Genomic DNA, 17,044 nt, shown 5'->3' with positions numbered 1-17,044 from the left:
ACGATCATAGTAGCAGTAAACTGGCAATCATAGACGCATGTTGTGATAAAAACTGACAGAAAATCGTCATCCTTACAGGGAGGAAGATAAAATGGCCTATGACGTAATTGTAAAGGGTGCGAAAGCTGTGCGAAAAGGCGGGACAGAGCGGGCCGATATCGCCGTCAAGGACGGGAAAATCGCATTGATCGAGCCCGGCATTGACGAAAACGCGGACCAAGTGGTGCAGGCAGACGGCATGTATGTGTTTCCAGGCGCGGTCGATTGTCACGTGCATTTCAATGAACCCGGACGCGAAGAATGGGAAGGCATTGAAACCGGCTCAAACATGCTTGCTGCCGGCGGCTGTACGGCATATTTTGACATGCCGCTTAACTGCATTCCTTCGACGGTAACTGCTGAAAACCTGCTGGCAAAGGCGGAAATCGCCGAACGGAAGTCAGCGGTTGATTTTGCGCTTTGGGGCGGTTTGATGCCCGGGTATACCGAACATATCCGGCCGATGGCAGAAGCGGGAGCGATCGGGTTTAAAGCGTTTCTGTCTAAATCGGGAACGGATGAATTTCAATCAGCCGATGAACGGACTCTTTTAAAGGGAATGAAGGAAATCGCGGCGTGCGGCAAGATTTTGGCCCTGCACGCAGAAAGCGACGCCCTCACCCGATTCCTTGAAGCCGAGTACGCGCTCCAAGGGAAAATTGATGCCCGCGCTTACGCTTCCTCCCGTCCGGAAGAAGCCGAATGCGAGGCTGTGCAGCGGGCGATTGAATATGCAAGAGCGACGGGATGCGCGCTTCATTTTGTACATATCAGCACGAAACGGGCCGTGCTCTCCATTCAGCAGGCGAAAAAAGACGGATTGGATGTCACCGTTGAAACGTGTCCGCACTACTTATTATTCAGCTTTGAAGACTTCCTCAAAAAAGGGGCGGCCGCCAAATGCGCTCCGCCGCTCCGCTCAGAGGCTGATAAAGAGGGATTGATCGGGGTTTTGGCTGAGGGCCTGATTGATATGGTGTCTTCGGATCATTCTCCCTGTCATCCGTCTTTGAAACGCGAGGATAATATGTTCCTGTCGTGGGGCGGGATCAGCGGAGGCCAATTTACGCTTCTCGGCATGATTCAATTAGCGATCGATCATGGGATTCCGTTTGAACATGTGGCCCGATGGACGGCCGAAGCACCTGCCAAGCGCTTCGGTTTAACGAATAAAGGCCGGCTTGAAGAAGGATTTGACGCTGATTTTGCCATTGTCCGGCCGGAACCTTTTACCGTCACAAAAGAAACGATGTTTTCCAAACATAAGCAAAGCTTGTATGAAGGCCGCACCTTTCCATACCGAATTGCTGCGACCTACAGCAAGGGACGCTGTGTGTACCAAGATGGTCGTAAGCAGAGCGGGGCTTTCGGAACATTTCTGAAGCCTTCTGAAATAAAAGAGCCGATTCTCTGATGAGAATCGGCTTTTTTTGTCGTTTGGAGAGCGGGTCTCGTGGTATCTTTTTATAAAAAGGAGTAAAACACATTGTATAATCAAATCTTGAACATATTAACGGCATCCTGGTCGCGCAAGACCAGTACAAAATGGACGGAAGATTGCCCGGCCAAAGGCCAGTGCGGCGTGACGGCTTTAGTCATCCAAGATGTTTACGGCGGTGACATTCTCAAAACAAAAACGGGCACAAGCTGGCATTTTTATAATCGAATAGACGGGGAGATATATGATTTCACGAACAGTCAGTTTTCAGAGCCGATCGTCTATCAGCACATTCTTTCTTCCAGAGATGAGGCATTTTCGGACACCAATGAACATCAGTACCGGTTCCTGAAAAGTGCATTCAGAAAAAACATGGAAACGGAAAGAGAAAAACACCTGTGATAAACTAGAATGAGAGGTGAAGGATTGTGATTTATATCGGACTGACGGGGTGGGGGGATCATGACAGCATCTATCCGCCTAAAACAGCGGGCCCGCAAAAACTGCAGGCGTATTCCTCCCATTTTCCCATCGTTGAGCTGGACGCGAGCTTTTACGCGATACAGCCCGCCCGCAATAACGAAAGATGGGTCAAAGAGACGCCGGAATCTTTTCAATTTGTCATTAAGGCATATCAAGGAATGACGGGTCATCAGCGCGGCGATATTCCCTTTGAATCGAAGGAAGAAATGTTTGAGGCGTTTAAGCTGTCATTATCGCCTTATATAGAGCATGGAAAGCTTGCCATGGTGCTGTTCCAATTCCCGCCGTGGTTTGACTGCAAGAAAGAAAACGTCGCATATTTAAGATGGTGCAGGCAGCAGATGGGCGATATCCCGTGCGCGCTTGAATTCCGCAACCGGTCTTGGTTTTCCCCGCCATTTTACGAACAGACCCTTTCCTTTATGAAGGAGGAAGGCTGGATTCACAGCATATGTGACGAGCCGCAGATCGGCGAGGGCAGCATTCCAACCGTCCTGAAAGCAACGGATGAAGAAAAAACGCTTGTCCGTTTTCACGGACGGAACAAGCAGGGCTGGATTAAACCTGACGGCGGACAAAACTGGCGTGAGGTCAGATATTTATACCGCTATAACAAACAGGAGCTCAAAGATTGGAAAAACAATCTTCAGGAGCTGAAAAAGCAGTCGCGCAATGTGTATGTGCTCTTCAACAATAACTCAGGCGGAGACGCCGCCGATAACGGGCTTGAGATGCTTGAAATGTTAGATATCTCATATACCGGGCTTGCTCCGAAGCAGCTCGACCTATTCAGCTAGAAAAGAGGTTTCAAGACACATGTCTTATCTTATTTTGATCATATTGGGATTTATCGCGGGAACGGTCGGCAGCCTGATCGGGCTTGGGGGAGGAATTATCATCGTGCCGGCGATGCTCTATTTAAGCACGATGACTCCGTTTTTCCATGACGTAACACCACAGACTGCCATCGGCACGTCCCTTTTGGTGATTATTTTTACGGGCCTGTCATCAACTCTGGCCTATATGAAATATAAAACCGTTGACTACAAAAGCGGACTGATCTTTTTTATCGGTTCCGGCCCGGGAAGCATCATCGGCGCGTATTTGTCTAAACTTTTTAATGCGCATACGTTTTCCGTCTGGTTCGGACTTTTTATGATTTTGATTTCTATTACATTAATGCTGAAGGCGAAAGCAAAACCGGTCAATAAAGCGCATAAAGGCATGATCCGGACTTATGAGGATGAATCGGGTGAGCTTTATACATATTCGTACCGTATTTTTACCGGTATCGCCATTGCCTTTTTCGTCGGTTTATTGGGCGGTCTTTTCGGCATCGGCGGCGGCTCTCTTATGGTTCCGGCCATGATGCTGTTATTTTTGTTCCCGCCGAAAGTGGCTGTGGCGACGTCAATGCTCATCATTTTCTTATCCTCCGTGACGGGTTCCGTGTCACATATCGCAGAGGGCCATGTCAATTGGCTGTATGCGCTGTGCCTCGTTCCGGGCGCGTGGTTCGGCGGCAAAATGGGCGCGTGGGTCAATAAGCGGGTGCAGACGAAAACGATCGTGCTTTTCATGCGGGTCGTCTTGATTTTGATCGGCTGTGAATTGATTTATCAAGGGATATTCAGCTAAAAGGTAGGAGAGATGGTATGTTAGAGAAGCTCCGTTTATATCATACGAATGATTTGCACAGCCATTTCGAAAATTGGCCGAAAATCGTACATTATATTGAGCAGAAGAGAAGTGAGCATGAAAAAAACGGGGAGGAAACACTCGTATTCGACATCGGCGATCATATGGACCGATTCCAAATGATAACGGAAGCGACCTTCGGCAAAGCGAATGTCGACTTGTTAAACCGTCTTGAGATTGATGCGGCTGCCGTCGGGAATAATGAAGGGATTACGCTGCCTCACGATGAGCTGGCGGATTTATATACTCATGCCGCGTTTCCCGTCATTGTGTCCAACCTGTTTGACGAGGACGGACATCGGCCGGAATGGGCCAAGCCCTATGTGATCAAAACGCTGAAAAACGGGATGACCGCCGGCATACTAGGCGTCACGGTGCCGTATTATCCCGTCTATCAGAAACTCGGCTGGACAGTGACGGATGCGGAAAAAAGCATTCAAGAATCACTTGACGATATCAAGGGCAAAGCGGACATCATCATTCTGCTTTCTCATTTAGGCCTGATCGATGACCGGGCCGCAGCGGAAAAATTTCCCGATATCGATGTCATTCTTGAATCACATACGCACCACCTTCTTGAGGACGGACAGGACATAAACGGCGTATTGCTTGCATGTGCGGAGAAATACGGGAACTATGTCGGCTGTGTCGAGCTCACGATAGAAAGTGAATCACGAACCATTGTCAGCAAACAGGCATCTGTACAGAAAATGGCTGATTGGCACGGAGAATCTGAAGATACGGCGGCTTTTCTGAAAGAGAAAGAACGGGAAGCGGAAAACCTGCTCTCCGTACAAGTCGCCAATCTGAATGAAGAAGCCGGCGTGAAGTGGTTTGAGGAATCGCCGCTGCCGCTTCTATTAGCCGAAGCGCTGAAAAGCTGGTGCGGCTGTGAAGTCAGCATGGTGAATTCAGGCGTCATTTTGGGGCCTTTACAGAAGGGGCCTGTCACAAAGCTTGACCTGCACCGCATCTGCCCTCATCCGATCAATCCGGTCGCCGTTCGTCTTTCAGGCAGGGAACTCCAGGAAACAATCAGCCAGGCCGCCTCGGAACAAATGGAGCAGCTGCGGATTAAAGGCCTCGGCTTCCGCGGGGAAGTGATGGGCAGGATGGTATATGCCGGAGCGGAGGCAGAGGCCGGCATTCTTGAAGACGGTGTGACGCATCTCCTCAATGTGAAAGTGAACGGAGAAGAGGTGGATCCGGAGCGGATATACTCGGTTGCCGTTCTCGACATGTTTACACTCGGAAAGCTGTTCCCTTACATCCGCGATTCAAAAGAAAAACAATACTTTATGCCGGAGTTTTTAAGAGATCTGCTCGCCTGGGAGCTCGCGCGGCAGCCGTAATGTCAAATAGCTGCCCGCCGTTCCATCTCATTTGAGTGAAGGTAAGCTTGACTTTTTAAGAGTAAAAATAAAATACTATGTCCCCCCTTACAAGCATACATTGTGATATGTAAGGGGGGATTTTTCTTGCCTAGATACCGGAGCGCTCTTCGCAAGAGAGGGCCTTTGCCTTTTCGATATGTGCTTCTTCTGTCGTTTGCTTTTTTTATCATATCGACGGTCATCAGCCTCTGGATGATCAACTCCTCAATCAAACCGGTGCTGATGAACATAGGAGAAATGGAAACCAAACGGGTGGCGACAGAGGTCATTACGGAATCCATTGAAGAATACATGTCTCACAGCGACAATGTGAAAGATATGGTCGATATGAAAACGGATGAAAACGGAAAAGTCACAACGATGGATTTTAATACACAAATGGTCAACAGTATGAAGGCGAAAGTGACAAAGCAGCTTCAGGCTCATTTGAAGGAAGCGGAGTCTAACAATAAGCAGCATGAAACGGAAAAAGGCGCGAAAACGGCCGATGAAATTATGATTAACATCCCTTTAGGGCAGGTCACGGGAAACAGCATTCTCGGAAATCTGGGGCCGAAAATCCCCGTGCGCTTTAACCTGATCGGTGATGCGTTAACTGATGTAAAAACAAAAATAAAGCCGTACGGCATTAACAATGCCCTGATCGATATCAGTATTTTTGTGGAAATTAAAGTGAAGGTCATTATTCCGTTTGCCAGTAAGACATCAGTCGTCACAAATAATATTCCGGTCTCCATTAAAGCGATTCAAGGAGAGGTGCCGCAGTTTTATAACGGAAGCGGCGGATCAGGTGTGACGCCTTCTGTCCAGCTGCCGAGTGAAAAACAGAAGAAAGATAAATAAAAACACACAGCCGCAATCTTTCCTGGCGGCTGTGTGTTTACTTTTTCCTGCGGATTTCTTTTCGCTCCCATGCCCTTAAATGGGGATACGGGTCAAAAGACCATTCCGATCTGCCGTTATCTTTATACATCCCGTAGTGAAGATGCGGCGGGAATTTTCCCGCGGTGCCCGGCGGTCCGTATCCGGAACTGCCGACAGAGCCGATCACCTCTCCGGGTTTGACGATCTGGCCTTTATGCACACCTTTTGCAAAGCCGTTCAGGTGAGCGAAGTAGTGATACGTATTATTGATATCCCTGATGCCGATTCTCCAGCCGCCGAAACGGTTCCAGCCCTTCATTTCAACAATACCGTAGCAGGTCGATCTGACGGGAAGTCCGTAATGAGCGAACAGATCCGTTCCTTCGTGAATCCGGCGCCCGCCGAAACCCCGTGCGGCGCCCCATGTGCTGCGGTAGCTGTAATCCGTCTTCACGGGAAGCGGAAAAGCGTGCTCTCCGAGATCAAGGCGGCCGAACGTTTTAAACAGTGTCATGAATTCGGTGATAATGCCGACCGTCTGATCACGTCGGTAATAATTCCAGAGGCCGATGCGGATATGGTCAAGATCCGTTCCGAATCCCGCTAAATACTGTGCAAATGTATAAAGGATATCCTCATCATTGCTGACCTCGGCTTTTCCGTCGCCGTCGCCGTCCAGGCCGATCCCGTCAAATACTTTAATGCTGAGGGGCGCCTCGTCCTTAGGATTTGGATTTTCAGGCCCGCTCCACAAATGATCCGGAATATAAATGCTGATGATTCCCGCTTTTTCCGGCAGATCCTTTCGGTTCGAGCGGACATTTTCTTCATATTGATCAACCGCCGCAAGTACATACCAAGGAATCTGCGTGACTGCTTCGGCTTTGCGGTACAACTGCATCCGTTCGCCGTAAACAGGAGCCGATTGTTCTTTCCCGCTTGCAGCCGGACAGAAAAATGATAAAAGGAGAAGAGCAGATAACAGAACTTTCACAACATGATCTCCTTTCAGGATTAATACAAATAGTTTGCGGCAACAATCCGAGAAAATGTAAGTAATTCTCTTCCCTTGTCGAGAAATTTTTCCTATGTTAAAGTGACTATTGAATAGAAATCTGCAAGTTTTATATCCATCGTGAAATAGAAATTTTTCGCACACGAACATGAATAAAGGGATAATGGAGATGATGGGGAAATGGCAAAGAAAGACGAGCATCTGAGAAAGCCGGAATGGCTCAAAATAAAGCTGAACACGAATGAAAACTATACGGGTCTGAAAAAATTAATGCGTGAAAATAATCTGCATACCGTATGTGAAGAAGCAAAATGCCCGAACATCCATGAATGCTGGGCTGTCAGACGTACGGCGACGTTCATGATTCTCGGTTCCGTCTGTACGAGAGCATGCCGCTTCTGCGCTGTCAAAACGGGTCTGCCGACTGAGCTGGATCTGCAGGAACCGGAACGCGTAGCTGATTCGGTTGCACTGATGAACTTAAAACACGCCGTCATCACGGCCGTGGCGCGTGATGATCAGAAAGACGGCGGAGCAGGCGTCTTTGCGGAAACGGTCCGGGCGATCCGCAGAAAAAGCCCGTTCACGACAATTGAAGTGCTGCCATCCGATATGGGCGGAAATTACGACAACCTGAAAACATTAATGGATACCCGTCCTGATATTCTGAACCACAACATTGAAACCGTGCGCCGCCTGACACCGAGAGTCCGCGCCCGTGCAACATATGACCGTTCTTTGGAATTCTTGCGCCGTGCGAAAGAAATGCAGCCTGACATCCCGACGAAATCAAGCATTATGATCGGTCTCGGCGAAACGAAGGAAGAAATTATTGAAGTGATGGACGACCTGCTTGCGAACAATGTCGACATCATGGCGATCGGCCAATACCTGCAGCCGTCGAAAAAACATTTAAAAGTCCAAAAATATTATCATCCGGACGAATTTGCCGAACTGAAAGAAATCGCGATGCAAAAAGGCTTCAGCCACTGTGAAGCAGGCCCGCTTGTCCGTTCTTCCTACCATGCGGATGAACAAGTGAACGAAGCGTCTAAAAAACGCCAGGCCCAAGCATAAGATAAGCCGAAAAAACCCAAAACGCCGCAGGTTTTGGGTTTTTTGTGATGGAGCCGTCTGTGCAGGGAAAAAGTCATTCTTGAATAAGGATCGTCAGAACCGCTACACTGGATATAAAAGGGGAAAATTTTTCCGTCCGTCAGAACCGTCTCATTTTGCAATTGATGGACAGAAGTCAATGAATTATGATAGTAAAGAGTGATAAAAGAGGTGAAGACATGATTCTTATTCAAAATGCCGAGTTTGAACTCGTACACGATTTTAAAAACGGCTTTAATGAAGAAGCGTTCAAAGCCCGCTATTCGGACATATTAAATAAATATGATTACATTGTGGGAGACTGGGGATACAGTCAGCTGCGGCTCAAAGGCTTCTTTGATGACCAGAATCAAAAAGCAACCTTTGAAACGAAAATCAGCACATTGGACGAATACATTTATGAATACTGCAATTTCGGCTGCGCGTATTTTGTTTTAAAACGAATCAGAAAATAATTGATGCAGAAGGGGATGCTGTCACGTGTATTTTGTTGACAGAAATAATATCGAACAAACACTCCGTTTTTTTGAGACCCAGCTGGCGCTGTTTGACAGCACGCCTGCATGGCAGAGCGAAATCGAAAAAAGGGCGCTTGAGCGGATCAGCCATCTTATGATCGAATGCATTCTCGATGTCGGAAATGATATGATTGACGGCTTTATCATGCGCGATCCGGGGAGTTATGACGACATCATGGATATTCTGACGGATGAAAAGGTGGTAGCTGAGGATGAAGCGAATAAGCTCAAGCAGCTGATCTCTTCCAGAAAGCGGCTTGTTCAGGAATATCAGCAAGCCGATCATCAGGAACTGTTTACGCTGATCACGTCAAACAGGGATGTGCTGAAAGCCTTTCCGGCCCGTGTAAGAACCTACCTGGAAACAGAATTAGGGCCTGTTTCCGCATTTAAATAACAACGAGTGAGAAAATCCACAGGAGTGTTGAGTATGAAGGATTATAAAGGATATTTGATAGATTTGGACGGCACAATGTACAACGGGACGGAAAAAATCGAAGAAGCGTGTGAATTCGTGAGAACGCTTAAAGCGCGCGGCATTCCGTATTTATTCGTGACGAACAATTCTTCCCGGACGCCGAAGCAGGTGGCGGACAAGCTGATGAGCTTTGACATTCCGGCATCTGAAGAGCAGGTCTTCACGACGAGCATGGCGACTGCGCAGCATATCGCCCAGCAGAAAAAAGACGCGTCGGTGTATGTGATCGGCGAAGAAGGCATCCGTCAGGCCATTGAAGAAAACGGGCTGAGCTTCGGAGAAGAAAACGCGGACTTTGTCGTTGTGGGAATCGACCGCGGCATTACATATGAAAAGTTGGCAACGGGATGCCTTGCGATCAGAAACGGCGCCCGGTTCATTTCAACAAACGGCGACGTCGCCATTCCGACTGAAAGAGGGCTTTTACCAGGGAACGGTTCGCTCACATCCGTTTTGACGGTGTCAACGGGCGTTGAGCCTGTCTTTATCGGCAAGCCTGAATCGATTATTATGGAACAGGCGATGCGTGTGCTCGGAACGGATATTTCCGAAACACTCATGGTCGGCGATAACTATGCAACGGATATTATGGCCGGCATCAATGCGGGCATGGATACGCTGCTGGTTCATACCGGAGTGACAAAGCGTGAGCATATGGCAGATTACGACCGGAAGCCGACATATGCGATTGACTCTTTAACCGAATGGATTGAATATCTATAAAAAAGGGACGGCCATGACGGCCGTCCTTATTCTGTATTTCTGGCGCTGTGGGCAAGCCGGCTTGAAGCCGCTGCTGCGATTGCGCCGACGATATCATCAAGAAACGTATGGCATTCGCCCGTAGATTTATCATTTAAACGCCCGAGAATGCCGGGTTTTTCTTTGTCAATGTAGCCGTAATTCGTAAAGCCGATTGAGCCGTATATATTCACGATAGAGAAGGCGAGCACCTCGTCAACCCCATACAGGCTTTCATCAATCGCCAGAATGGTCTGAAGCGGTTCAGACAGCTTTTTTTGTTCGGCGAGCACATCTAATTCTATTCCCGTTAAAATGGCGTTTTGCACCTCGCGTTTTGCGATGACACGGTCCACATTGAGCCTGCATACTTCCATCGTCAAATCAGGATGATATTTTTTCTGAAGGAAATACACCAGCTCGGCAATATCGTCCGTCTCAACCCCCCGTTCTTTTAAACGCGTTCTGGCGACAGCTTCCACGTGATTCAGTTGTTCCTTTTCTGACATTTGCTTCACCCAATCTTTTTTTACTAGTTTATACAACACCCTTCCGATGTGTACGATGTTTCTCCACTTGATTCAAAGGATTACAATATGTATTCATAATTCCGCCGGCGTATGACTACGATGTGAATAGCTCTAATTTTTCAGGCAGGTGATTATGATGAAAAGCATCATTAAAGAAAAGTACGGCATCCACGTCAGACAGCTTTCCGTTTATCAGAAATACCAATGCTTCCAGACGCCTAATTCCTTCTTTCTTATTATTCCCGTTTCCGGATTTTCGCAATCAGAGCTGACGGAGCTTTACTACATGAGTCAGTATTTACAAGAACAAAGTGACCCATACGTTTCAGTGTTTATCTTTACGAAGGAAGGAGAACTGACCTTTGAGGACGAAGGCAAAACGTATGCGCTCTTAAAAGCGCCGATCCCCGTCGCAAACCGGTCGTTTTCTGTCGGAGGGGAGCTTGCCGAATTTCACAGAAAAGGGCGGGGTTTTCCGTACGAAGTGAAAGAAGCGGGCAGGATCGGCCAATGGAAGGACTTATGGGGAAAACGGGTGGATCAGCTGGAATCATTCTGGATGCAGAAAATTCATATGTCTCCGCTCGAACCGTTCGAAAAGAAAATGATCGAAGCATTTCCTTATTATTCAGGCTTAGCGGAAAATGCGATTCAATATTTAGTGGATACGGAGCTGGATGACAATCCCGGCGCAGAAGACTCGGGGACAATCTGCCATCAGCGGATGGAACGGGATACCTGGTCGGAGGAATCATTGATCCGCATTCCGGGCGATTGGGTATTCGACCATGCCGCCCGTGATATTGCGGAATATATGCGCAGCACATATTTGTATCATCGTGACGACTTGCTTAACGAAGGGTTTTCGTTTTTGCAGGAATATGAGCAAGTTACGCCGTTATCCTCCTTTTCCAAGCGCCTGTTTTACAGCCGCCTGCTGTTTCCGCTTCATTTCTTTGAGACGGTGGAGAGCTATTACATTTCTCATGATTCTGAAAAACAGTTTTACGAAGAGCAGCTTGACTACATTCTTGCAGACTGCACCCGCTATGAACAGTTTTTGCAGACATGTCACGACATGCTGAATGTCAGAGCGGCGCAGGTTTTTGTCCCGCCTGTGGCGTGGCTCGGAAAAGGAATCAGTTCGTAAGAAAATATGACGTAAAAATATTTAGAAAATAGGGAATCTTGTCATATCAGTGTGTTAAGCGTTTTCATAGCCGCAGAAACAATATTCAGCCGCTTGTCAAAACAAATGCGGGCTTATATAATATTTGTAACTTAAATGTCTGTGAAGGGTTAACAATTGTCCTTTTCTAGTGGACAAAAGGAAGAAAGGTGGAGTTTCTCTTTGGAAGCGATTCGTATTGGACTGTTAGGACTGGGAACCGTGGGAAGCGGAGTCGTCAAAATTATACAAGATCATCAGGATAAGCTTATGCACCAGGTCGGCTGTCCGGTGACGATCAAAAAAGTGCTGGTTAAAGATATTGATAAAAAACGAGACGCAGACCTGCCGAAAGAAGTGCTGACGACAGAAGTCTATGATGTGATCGATGACCCTGAGGTCGACGTGATTATTGAAGTCATCGGCGGTGTCGAACAGACGAAGCAATATCTTCTTGATGCCTTGAAAGCGAAAAAACATGTTGTGACCGCAAATAAAGATCTGATCGCCGTATACGGGTCAGAGCTTTTAGCCGCCGCAAAGGAAAATGGCTGTGACTTGTATTATGAAGCGAGTGTCGCCGGCGGAATCCCGATTTTACGCACGCTCGAAGAAGGCCTTTCCTCTGACCGGATCACAAAAATGATGGGAATCGTCAACGGAACGACGAACTTCATCTTAACGAAAATGATTAAAGAAAAAAGCCCGTATGAAGAAGTGCTGAAGGAAGCGCAGGATCTCGGATTCGCGGAAGCGGACCCGACCGCCGATGTAGAAGGACTCGATGCCGCACGCAAGATGGCGATTTTAGCCCGTCTCGGCTTCTCTATGAACGTCGATCTGGACGATGTCAAAGTAAAAGGAATTTCCCGGATTACGGATGAAGACATCAGCTTCAGCAAACGGCTCGGCTATACGATGAAGCTGATCGGCATCGCCCAGCGTGATGACAATAAAATCGAAGTCAGCGTTCAGCCGACACTGCTCCCGGATCATCATCCGCTCTCTGCGGTGCATAACGAGTTTAATGCCGTTTACGTGTACGGAGAAGCCGTAGGCGAAACGATGTTTTACGGCCCCGGAGCCGGAAGCATGCCGACTGCGACATCAGTCGTTTCCGATCTGGTCGCGGTCATGAAAAACATGCGTCTCGGCGTAAACGGAAACAGCTTTGTCGCCCCGCAGTTTGAAAGAAATCTGAAGCAGCCGTCTGATATCTACGCCCAGCAGTTTTTAAGAATTCATGTCAAAGACCAGGTCGGCTCTTTTTCAAAAATCACATCAGCCTTCTCAGAGCGCGGCGTCAGCTTTGAAAAAATTCTGCAGCTGCCGATCAAAGGCCATGACGATCTCGCGGAAATCGTGATCGTCACGCATCATACATCGGAAGAAGATTTCAGTGACATTCTGCAAAACTTAAATGACCTCGAAGTTGTACAAGAAGTAAAAAGCACATATCGTGTAGAAGGGAACGGTTGGAGCTAATGTGGAAAGGACTCATCCATCAATATAAAGAATTTCTGCCGGTGACGGATCGGACGCCGGCCCTGACATTGCATGAAGGCAACACGCCGCTGATTCACCTCCCGAAGCTTTCTGAAAAGCTCGGAATTGAACTGCATGTGAAAACAGAGGGCGTTAATCCGACGGGATCCTTTAAAGACCGCGGCATGGTCATGGCGGTCGCCAAAGCGAAAGAAGAAGGCAATGATACCATCATGTGCGCCTCAACAGGCAACACATCCGCGGCGGCTGCGGCATACGCGGCGAGAGCCGGCATGAAATGCATCGTCATCATCCCGGACGGGAAAATCGCCTTCGGAAAGCTTGCGCAAGCCGTCATGTACGGTGCGGAAATCATCGCGATTGACGGAAACTTTGACGACGCGCTGGCCATCGTCCGGTCGATTTGTGAAAAATCACCGATTGCATTAGTGAATTCAGTAAACCCTTACCGGATTGAAGGGCAAAAAACAGCGGCCTTTGAAGTATGCGAACAGCTCGGCGAAGCGCCGGACATTCTGGCGATCCCGGTAGGAAATGCCGGGAATATCACGGCCTACTGGAAAGGGTTCAAAGAATATCATGAGAAAAACGGCACCGGACTTCCGAAGATGCGCGGTTTTGAAGCGGAAGGTTCTGCGGCCATCGTTCGCGGCGAGGTCATTAAAAATCCCGAAACCGTTGCGACAGCAATCCGGATCGGGAACCCTGCCAGCTGGGACAAAGCTGTGCTTGCAGCGGAAGAGTCAGCCGGAAAAATTGATGAAGTCACAGATGGAGAAATCCTTCACGCTTATCAGCTGATTGCCCGTGAAGAAGGCGTATTTGCCGAGCCGGGCTCCTGTGCATCCATCGCCGGTATTTTAAAACAGGTGAAATCCGGTGAAATTCCAAAAGGAAGCAAGGTTGTCGCAGTCTTGACCGGAAACGGCCTGAAAGATCCGAACACGGCTGTGGACGTATCTGACATAAAACCGATCACGCTGCCGACAAATGAGGACAGTATTCTGGAATACTTAAATGGAGCGGCGCGTGTATGAATGAGGCGGAGATGCTGTTTTCCATTACGGTTCCGGGAAGCACCGCCAACTTAGGGCCTGGGTTTGATTCCATCGGGATGGCGCTCAGCAGATATTTGAAGCTTTCCGTTTTCCGAAACGATGAATGGCAGTTCTCGGCGGAAACCGAAACTGTCGCGGGCATCCCTCAAGGAACGGACAACCTCATCTACCAAGTCGCCAAACGGACGGCTGACCGCTATCAGAAAGAGCTGCCGCCCGCCCATGTCAAAGTTTGGAGTGACATCCCCCTTGCACGGGGGCTCGGAAGCAGCGCGGCCGCTATCGTCGCCGCCATTGAGCTTGCGGATGAGTTATGCGACCTGCAGCTGTCGGAAAGCGACAAGCTGCACTTAGCCAGTCTTGAAGAGGGACACCCTGATAATGCCGCTGCTTCCCTTGCAGGAGGGCTTGTGATCGGCCTTCACGAAGAAGATGAAACACATATCGTGCGTGTTGCCGAAGCGGATATCGACGTTGTGGCAGTGATTCCGTTTTACGAAGTTCTGACCAGGGACGCAAGAGACGTGCTCCCGAAAGAGCTGCCGTACCGACGCGCCGTTAAAGCAAGCGCCGTCAGCAACCTTCTCGTTGCTGCGATCATGTCAAATGACTGGGCGCTCGCCGGGAAAATGATGAGAAAAGACATCCTCCATCAGCCGTACCGCGCCATGCTTGTTCCTGAGCTTTCAAAGGTGGAACATGCGGCCGAAATGAAAGGCGCTTACGGAACGGCGCTGAGCGGAGCGGGACCGACGATTCTTGTCCTGATTGAAAAAGGAAAGGGAGAAGAGCTGAGAAAGCAGCTTTCTGAGCATTTCCCTCACTGTGAGATTGCGGCGCTTACTGTCCCGTCAGAAGGAAGCGTAATTGAACGGAATCCTTTAGAACAGGTGAAAAGTGTATAATGATAAAAAAGCGTTCTTCCCATCAGAGAAGGACGCTTTCTTTTTCTGGAGAAGGATTTTTATTTAGGGAAGCGAAATAAAAAAGAAAAGGAGGAGAAACGATTTGAAAAAACTCATAACCGAGGAGGACATTGCGTCTCTCGTATCCGTGACAGACCCGCAATATGCCCCTGACGGCAGAAGAGCCGCTTACGTCCGGACAACAGTCAATCAGGATTCCTATTCCTCAGCCATTATGGTATATGACACAGAATCCGGCATCTCAAACCCATGGACTTTCGGGGACGATAAAAATACAAGTCCGCGGTGGTCGCCTGACGGACGGCGCCTCGCCTTTGTTTCTGACAGGGAGGACGGCATCCCTCAGCTGTACATCATCGACGCTGCCGGCGGAGAGGCGGAACAGGCGGCCGATATTCCTTGGGGCGTATCAGATCCGATATGGGCGCCCGACGGCAGATCCGTGCTTGTGTCCGTCAGTCTGACATCAGCGGAGCGCGCCGAGGAGAAAGAAAAAAAGAAGCATGACGAGTATGAGCCGGTTGAGATTCAATCATTAACATATAAACGTGACGGGAAAGGCCTGCTGAACGGAAGCTGGGCCCAGCTTGTGCTGATTCATCTTGAAACGGGTGAGATTCAGCAGCTGACGGATCATGAAGCGGATCATTATGGCGCGGCCTTTTCACCGGATGGCAGGCAGCTTGCGTTTACCGCCAATTTATGCGAGCCGGGTGACGCCGGAAAGCCGAGCGATGTCTATCTGATGAATCTGGCGGACGGAAGCCTGAAGCAGATTACGCCGCACCACGGTTCTTTCGGTTCCTGCGTGTTTTCACCGGACGGTTCTTATATCGCGATGCTGGGCCATGAGAATGAATTTCGCAATGCGACTTTAGAGAAAGCGTGGCTGTACGACGTGAAAACTGAGCGGCTGTCCTGCCTGACCGATATGCTGGATGTTCATTTGAGCGATGCGCTGATTGCGGATTCAATCATAGGAGGAGTGACGCCCCGGCCGGTATGGACAAACGACGGGCAGGGCTTTTACGTTCTCGGGAGCGAGCAGGGAAGCACCGGTATTTATTATATCTCGATTGACGGCCTCGTATATCCGATCCGATTAGAAGAAGAGTACGTGAACGGTTTTGCTTTTCATCCTGATCAGAAAAGCTGTATCGCTGTCATTGCCAAACCCGCACAGCCTTCCGAGCTTTACAGCATTTCACTTGAAAATGGGGAAGAGAGGCAATTGACATTTTACAATGATCGGTTTATAGAGGAGCGTATCATATCCGTGCCGGAAAAGCTGCAATATGAAACAAAGGACGGGCTGACGGTAAACGGCTGGTTTTTAAAGCCTGCCGTTTTTGAAGAGGATCAAACATATCCCCTCATTCTATACATACACGGCGGGCCTCACATGATGTACGGCCATACGTATTTTCACGAATTCCAAGTACTGGCCGCACAAGGATATGCTGTCGTGTATGTCAACCCGAGAGGAAGCCACGGCTACGGACAGGATTTTGTCAATCGTGTCAGGGGTGATTACGGAGGCGGAGATTACCGTGATGTCATGCAGGCGGTGGATGAAGCCGTTCAGGCGTATCCGTTTATAGACAGCGGCCGTCTCGGTGTGACGGGCGGAAGCTACGGAGGGTTTATGACGAATTGGATTGTCGGACAGACAGGCCGTTTTAAAGCTGCCGTCACGCAGCGTTCTATTTCAAATTGGTTCAGCTTCCACGGTGTCAGCGATATCGGCTTCTTTTTTACCGACTGGCAGCTCGGACATGATTTGTTTGAGGAAGCGGATAAGCTTTGGGATCGTTCTCCTGTAAAATATGCATCCCGCGTTTCGACGCCGCTTTTGATCCTGCACGGTGAGCGAGATGACCGCTGTCCGATAGAGCAGGCGGAGCAGCTCTTTACCGCGTTGAAGAAACTGAACAAAACGACGTCGTTCATCCGATTTCCGAAAGCTACGCATGAGCTGTCGAGAAGCGGCCATCCCGAACAGCGGATGAAACGCATCCGTTATATTTGTTCATGGTTTGATGACTATTTGTAAAAATAAAAAAACCAGGCTG

At 48.8% G+C, this 17,044-nt stretch carries 17 protein-coding genes; 15 read left to right on the top strand and 2 right to left on the bottom strand.

Annotated elements, in window-relative coordinates:
* Positions 1-91: 91 nt before the first annotated feature.
* The 6 genes from OWN49_RS05700 to yunB all read left to right on the top strand — a co-directional run bounded on the left by OWN49_RS05700 (position 92) and on the right by yunB (position 5,895).
* Positions 92-1,453: an allantoinase gene (locus OWN49_RS05700; RefSeq protein ID WP_176283517.1), complete on the top strand. Its 1,362-nt coding sequence runs from the start codon at positions 92-94 to the stop codon at positions 1,451-1,453.
* A gap of 72 nt (positions 1,454-1,525) precedes the next feature.
* Positions 1,526-1,879 (top strand): YunG family protein, encoded by a 354-nt coding sequence (locus OWN49_RS05695; protein ID WP_039253986.1) that lies wholly within the window; start codon positions 1,526-1,528, stop codon positions 1,877-1,879.
* 26 nt (positions 1,880-1,905) lie between these two features.
* Positions 1,906-2,757 carry a DUF72 domain-containing protein gene (locus OWN49_RS05690; RefSeq protein ID WP_039253989.1) on the top strand — a complete coding sequence of 284 codons (852 nt, stop codon included), beginning with the start codon at positions 1,906-1,908 and terminating at the stop codon, positions 2,755-2,757.
* A gap of 19 nt (positions 2,758-2,776) precedes the next feature.
* Positions 2,777-3,598 (top strand): sulfite exporter TauE/SafE family protein, encoded by an 822-nt coding sequence (locus tag OWN49_RS05685; protein ID WP_003151913.1) that lies wholly within the window; start codon positions 2,777-2,779, stop codon positions 3,596-3,598.
* Between the two features lie 17 nt (positions 3,599-3,615).
* Positions 3,616-5,010 carry a bifunctional metallophosphatase/5'-nucleotidase gene (locus OWN49_RS05680; RefSeq protein ID WP_077722785.1) on the top strand — a complete coding sequence of 465 codons (1,395 nt, stop codon included), beginning with the start codon at positions 3,616-3,618 and terminating at the stop codon, positions 5,008-5,010.
* A 126-nt stretch (positions 5,011-5,136) separates the two neighbouring features.
* Positions 5,137-5,895: a sporulation protein YunB gene (yunB, locus tag OWN49_RS05675; RefSeq protein WP_014305752.1), complete on the top strand. Its 759-nt coding sequence runs from the start codon at positions 5,137-5,139 to the stop codon at positions 5,893-5,895.
* 37 nt (positions 5,896-5,932) lie between these two features.
* Here yunB and lytH read toward each other — a convergent pair whose 3' ends face one another.
* Positions 5,933-6,910: an L-Ala--D-Glu endopeptidase gene (lytH, locus tag OWN49_RS05670; RefSeq protein WP_003151918.1), complete on the bottom strand. Its 978-nt coding sequence runs from the start codon at positions 6,908-6,910 to the stop codon at positions 5,933-5,935.
* Positions 6,911-7,111: 201 nt separating this feature from the next.
* Between lytH and lipA the strand changes: the two genes are divergently transcribed.
* The 4 genes from lipA (at position 7,112) to OWN49_RS05650 (ending at position 9,766) form a co-directional block, all read left to right on the top strand.
* Positions 7,112-8,008: a lipoyl synthase gene (lipA, locus tag OWN49_RS05665; protein WP_003151923.1), complete on the top strand. Its 897-nt coding sequence runs from the start codon at positions 7,112-7,114 to the stop codon at positions 8,006-8,008.
* 218 nt (positions 8,009-8,226) lie between these two features.
* Complete coding sequence (locus OWN49_RS05660) at positions 8,227-8,502, top strand: YutD family protein (RefSeq protein ID WP_003151928.1); 276 nt, start codon at positions 8,227-8,229, stop codon at positions 8,500-8,502.
* A 25-nt stretch (positions 8,503-8,527) separates the two neighbouring features.
* Positions 8,528-8,962, top strand: a complete 435-nt coding sequence (locus tag OWN49_RS05655; RefSeq protein WP_003151930.1) for a DUF86 domain-containing protein — start codon at positions 8,528-8,530, stop codon at positions 8,960-8,962.
* Positions 8,963-8,995: 33 nt separating this feature from the next.
* A complete protein-coding gene (locus OWN49_RS05650) occupies positions 8,996-9,766 on the top strand; it encodes a TIGR01457 family HAD-type hydrolase (protein WP_070082312.1) in 771 nt (256 codons plus the stop codon).
* Positions 9,767-9,792: 26 nt separating this feature from the next.
* Here OWN49_RS05650 and OWN49_RS05645 read toward each other — a convergent pair whose 3' ends face one another.
* Positions 9,793-10,293 carry a phosphatidylglycerophosphatase A family protein gene (locus OWN49_RS05645; protein ID WP_070082311.1) on the bottom strand — a complete coding sequence of 167 codons (501 nt, stop codon included), beginning with the start codon at positions 10,291-10,293 and terminating at the stop codon, positions 9,793-9,795.
* A 154-nt stretch (positions 10,294-10,447) separates the two neighbouring features.
* On the opposite strand from OWN49_RS05645, the gene yutH reads away from it, so the two are divergent.
* The 5 genes from yutH (at position 10,448) to OWN49_RS05620 (ending at position 17,025) form a co-directional block, all read left to right on the top strand.
* The gene (yutH, locus tag OWN49_RS05640) at positions 10,448-11,464 is read left to right on the top strand and encodes a spore coat putative kinase YutH (RefSeq protein ID WP_162008369.1); all 1,017 of its coding nucleotides are present in this window, start codon (positions 10,448-10,450) and stop codon (positions 11,462-11,464) included.
* A gap of 201 nt (positions 11,465-11,665) precedes the next feature.
* Complete coding sequence (locus tag OWN49_RS05635; protein ID WP_003151938.1) at positions 11,666-12,967, top strand: homoserine dehydrogenase; 1,302 nt, start codon at positions 11,666-11,668, stop codon at positions 12,965-12,967.
* Positions 12,967-14,025, top strand: a complete 1,059-nt coding sequence (gene thrC / locus OWN49_RS05630; RefSeq protein WP_176283647.1) for a threonine synthase — start codon at positions 12,967-12,969, stop codon at positions 14,023-14,025. Before OWN49_RS05635 ends, thrC begins: the two co-directional genes overlap by 1 nt.
* Positions 14,022-14,951 (top strand): homoserine kinase, encoded by a 930-nt coding sequence (gene thrB, locus OWN49_RS05625; protein ID WP_077722782.1) that lies wholly within the window; start codon positions 14,022-14,024, stop codon positions 14,949-14,951. Before thrC ends, thrB begins: the two co-directional genes overlap by 4 nt.
* Positions 14,952-15,054: 103 nt before the next feature.
* The gene (locus tag OWN49_RS05620) at positions 15,055-17,025 is read left to right on the top strand and encodes a S9 family peptidase (protein ID WP_077722781.1); all 1,971 of its coding nucleotides are present in this window, start codon (positions 15,055-15,057) and stop codon (positions 17,023-17,025) included.
* Positions 17,026-17,044 lie beyond the last annotated feature (19 nt).

Source organism: Bacillus sp. NEAU-242-2 (assembly GCF_027853835.1).
GTDB classification, from domain to species: Bacteria; Bacillota; Bacilli; order Bacillales; family Bacillaceae; genus Bacillus; species Bacillus velezensis.
The sequence above is the reverse complement of the archived record's forward strand: the minus strand, read 5'-3'. Positions and strand labels throughout refer to the sequence as shown.

What these genes read in the sequence shown, in the direction of transcription:
- OWN49_RS05700 (WP_176283517.1), top strand. Translation starts at nt 92, where the DNA reads ATGGCCTATGACGTAATTGTAAAGGGTGCGAAAGCTGTGCGAAAAGGC.
- OWN49_RS05685 (WP_003151913.1), top strand. Translation starts at nt 2,777, where the DNA reads ATGTCTTATCTTATTTTGATCATATTGGGATTTATCGCGGGAACGGTC.
- OWN49_RS05680 (WP_077722785.1), top strand. Translation starts at nt 3,616, where the DNA reads ATGTTAGAGAAGCTCCGTTTATATCATACGAATGATTTGCACAGCCAT.
- lipA (WP_003151923.1), top strand. Translation starts at nt 7,112, where the DNA reads ATGGCAAAGAAAGACGAGCATCTGAGAAAGCCGGAATGGCTCAAAATA.
- OWN49_RS05660 (WP_003151928.1), top strand. Translation starts at nt 8,227, where the DNA reads ATGATTCTTATTCAAAATGCCGAGTTTGAACTCGTACACGATTTTAAA.
- OWN49_RS05650 (WP_070082312.1), top strand. Translation starts at nt 8,996, where the DNA reads ATGAAGGATTATAAAGGATATTTGATAGATTTGGACGGCACAATGTAC.
- OWN49_RS05645 (WP_070082311.1), bottom strand. Translation starts at nt 10,293, where the DNA reads ATGTCAGAAAAGGAACAACTGAATCACGTGGAAGCTGTCGCCAGAACG.
- yutH (WP_162008369.1), top strand. Translation starts at nt 10,448, where the DNA reads ATGATGAAAAGCATCATTAAAGAAAAGTACGGCATCCACGTCAGACAG.
- thrC (WP_176283647.1), top strand. Translation starts at nt 12,967, where the DNA reads ATGTGGAAAGGACTCATCCATCAATATAAAGAATTTCTGCCGGTGACG.
- thrB (WP_077722782.1), top strand. Translation starts at nt 14,022, where the DNA reads ATGAATGAGGCGGAGATGCTGTTTTCCATTACGGTTCCGGGAAGCACC.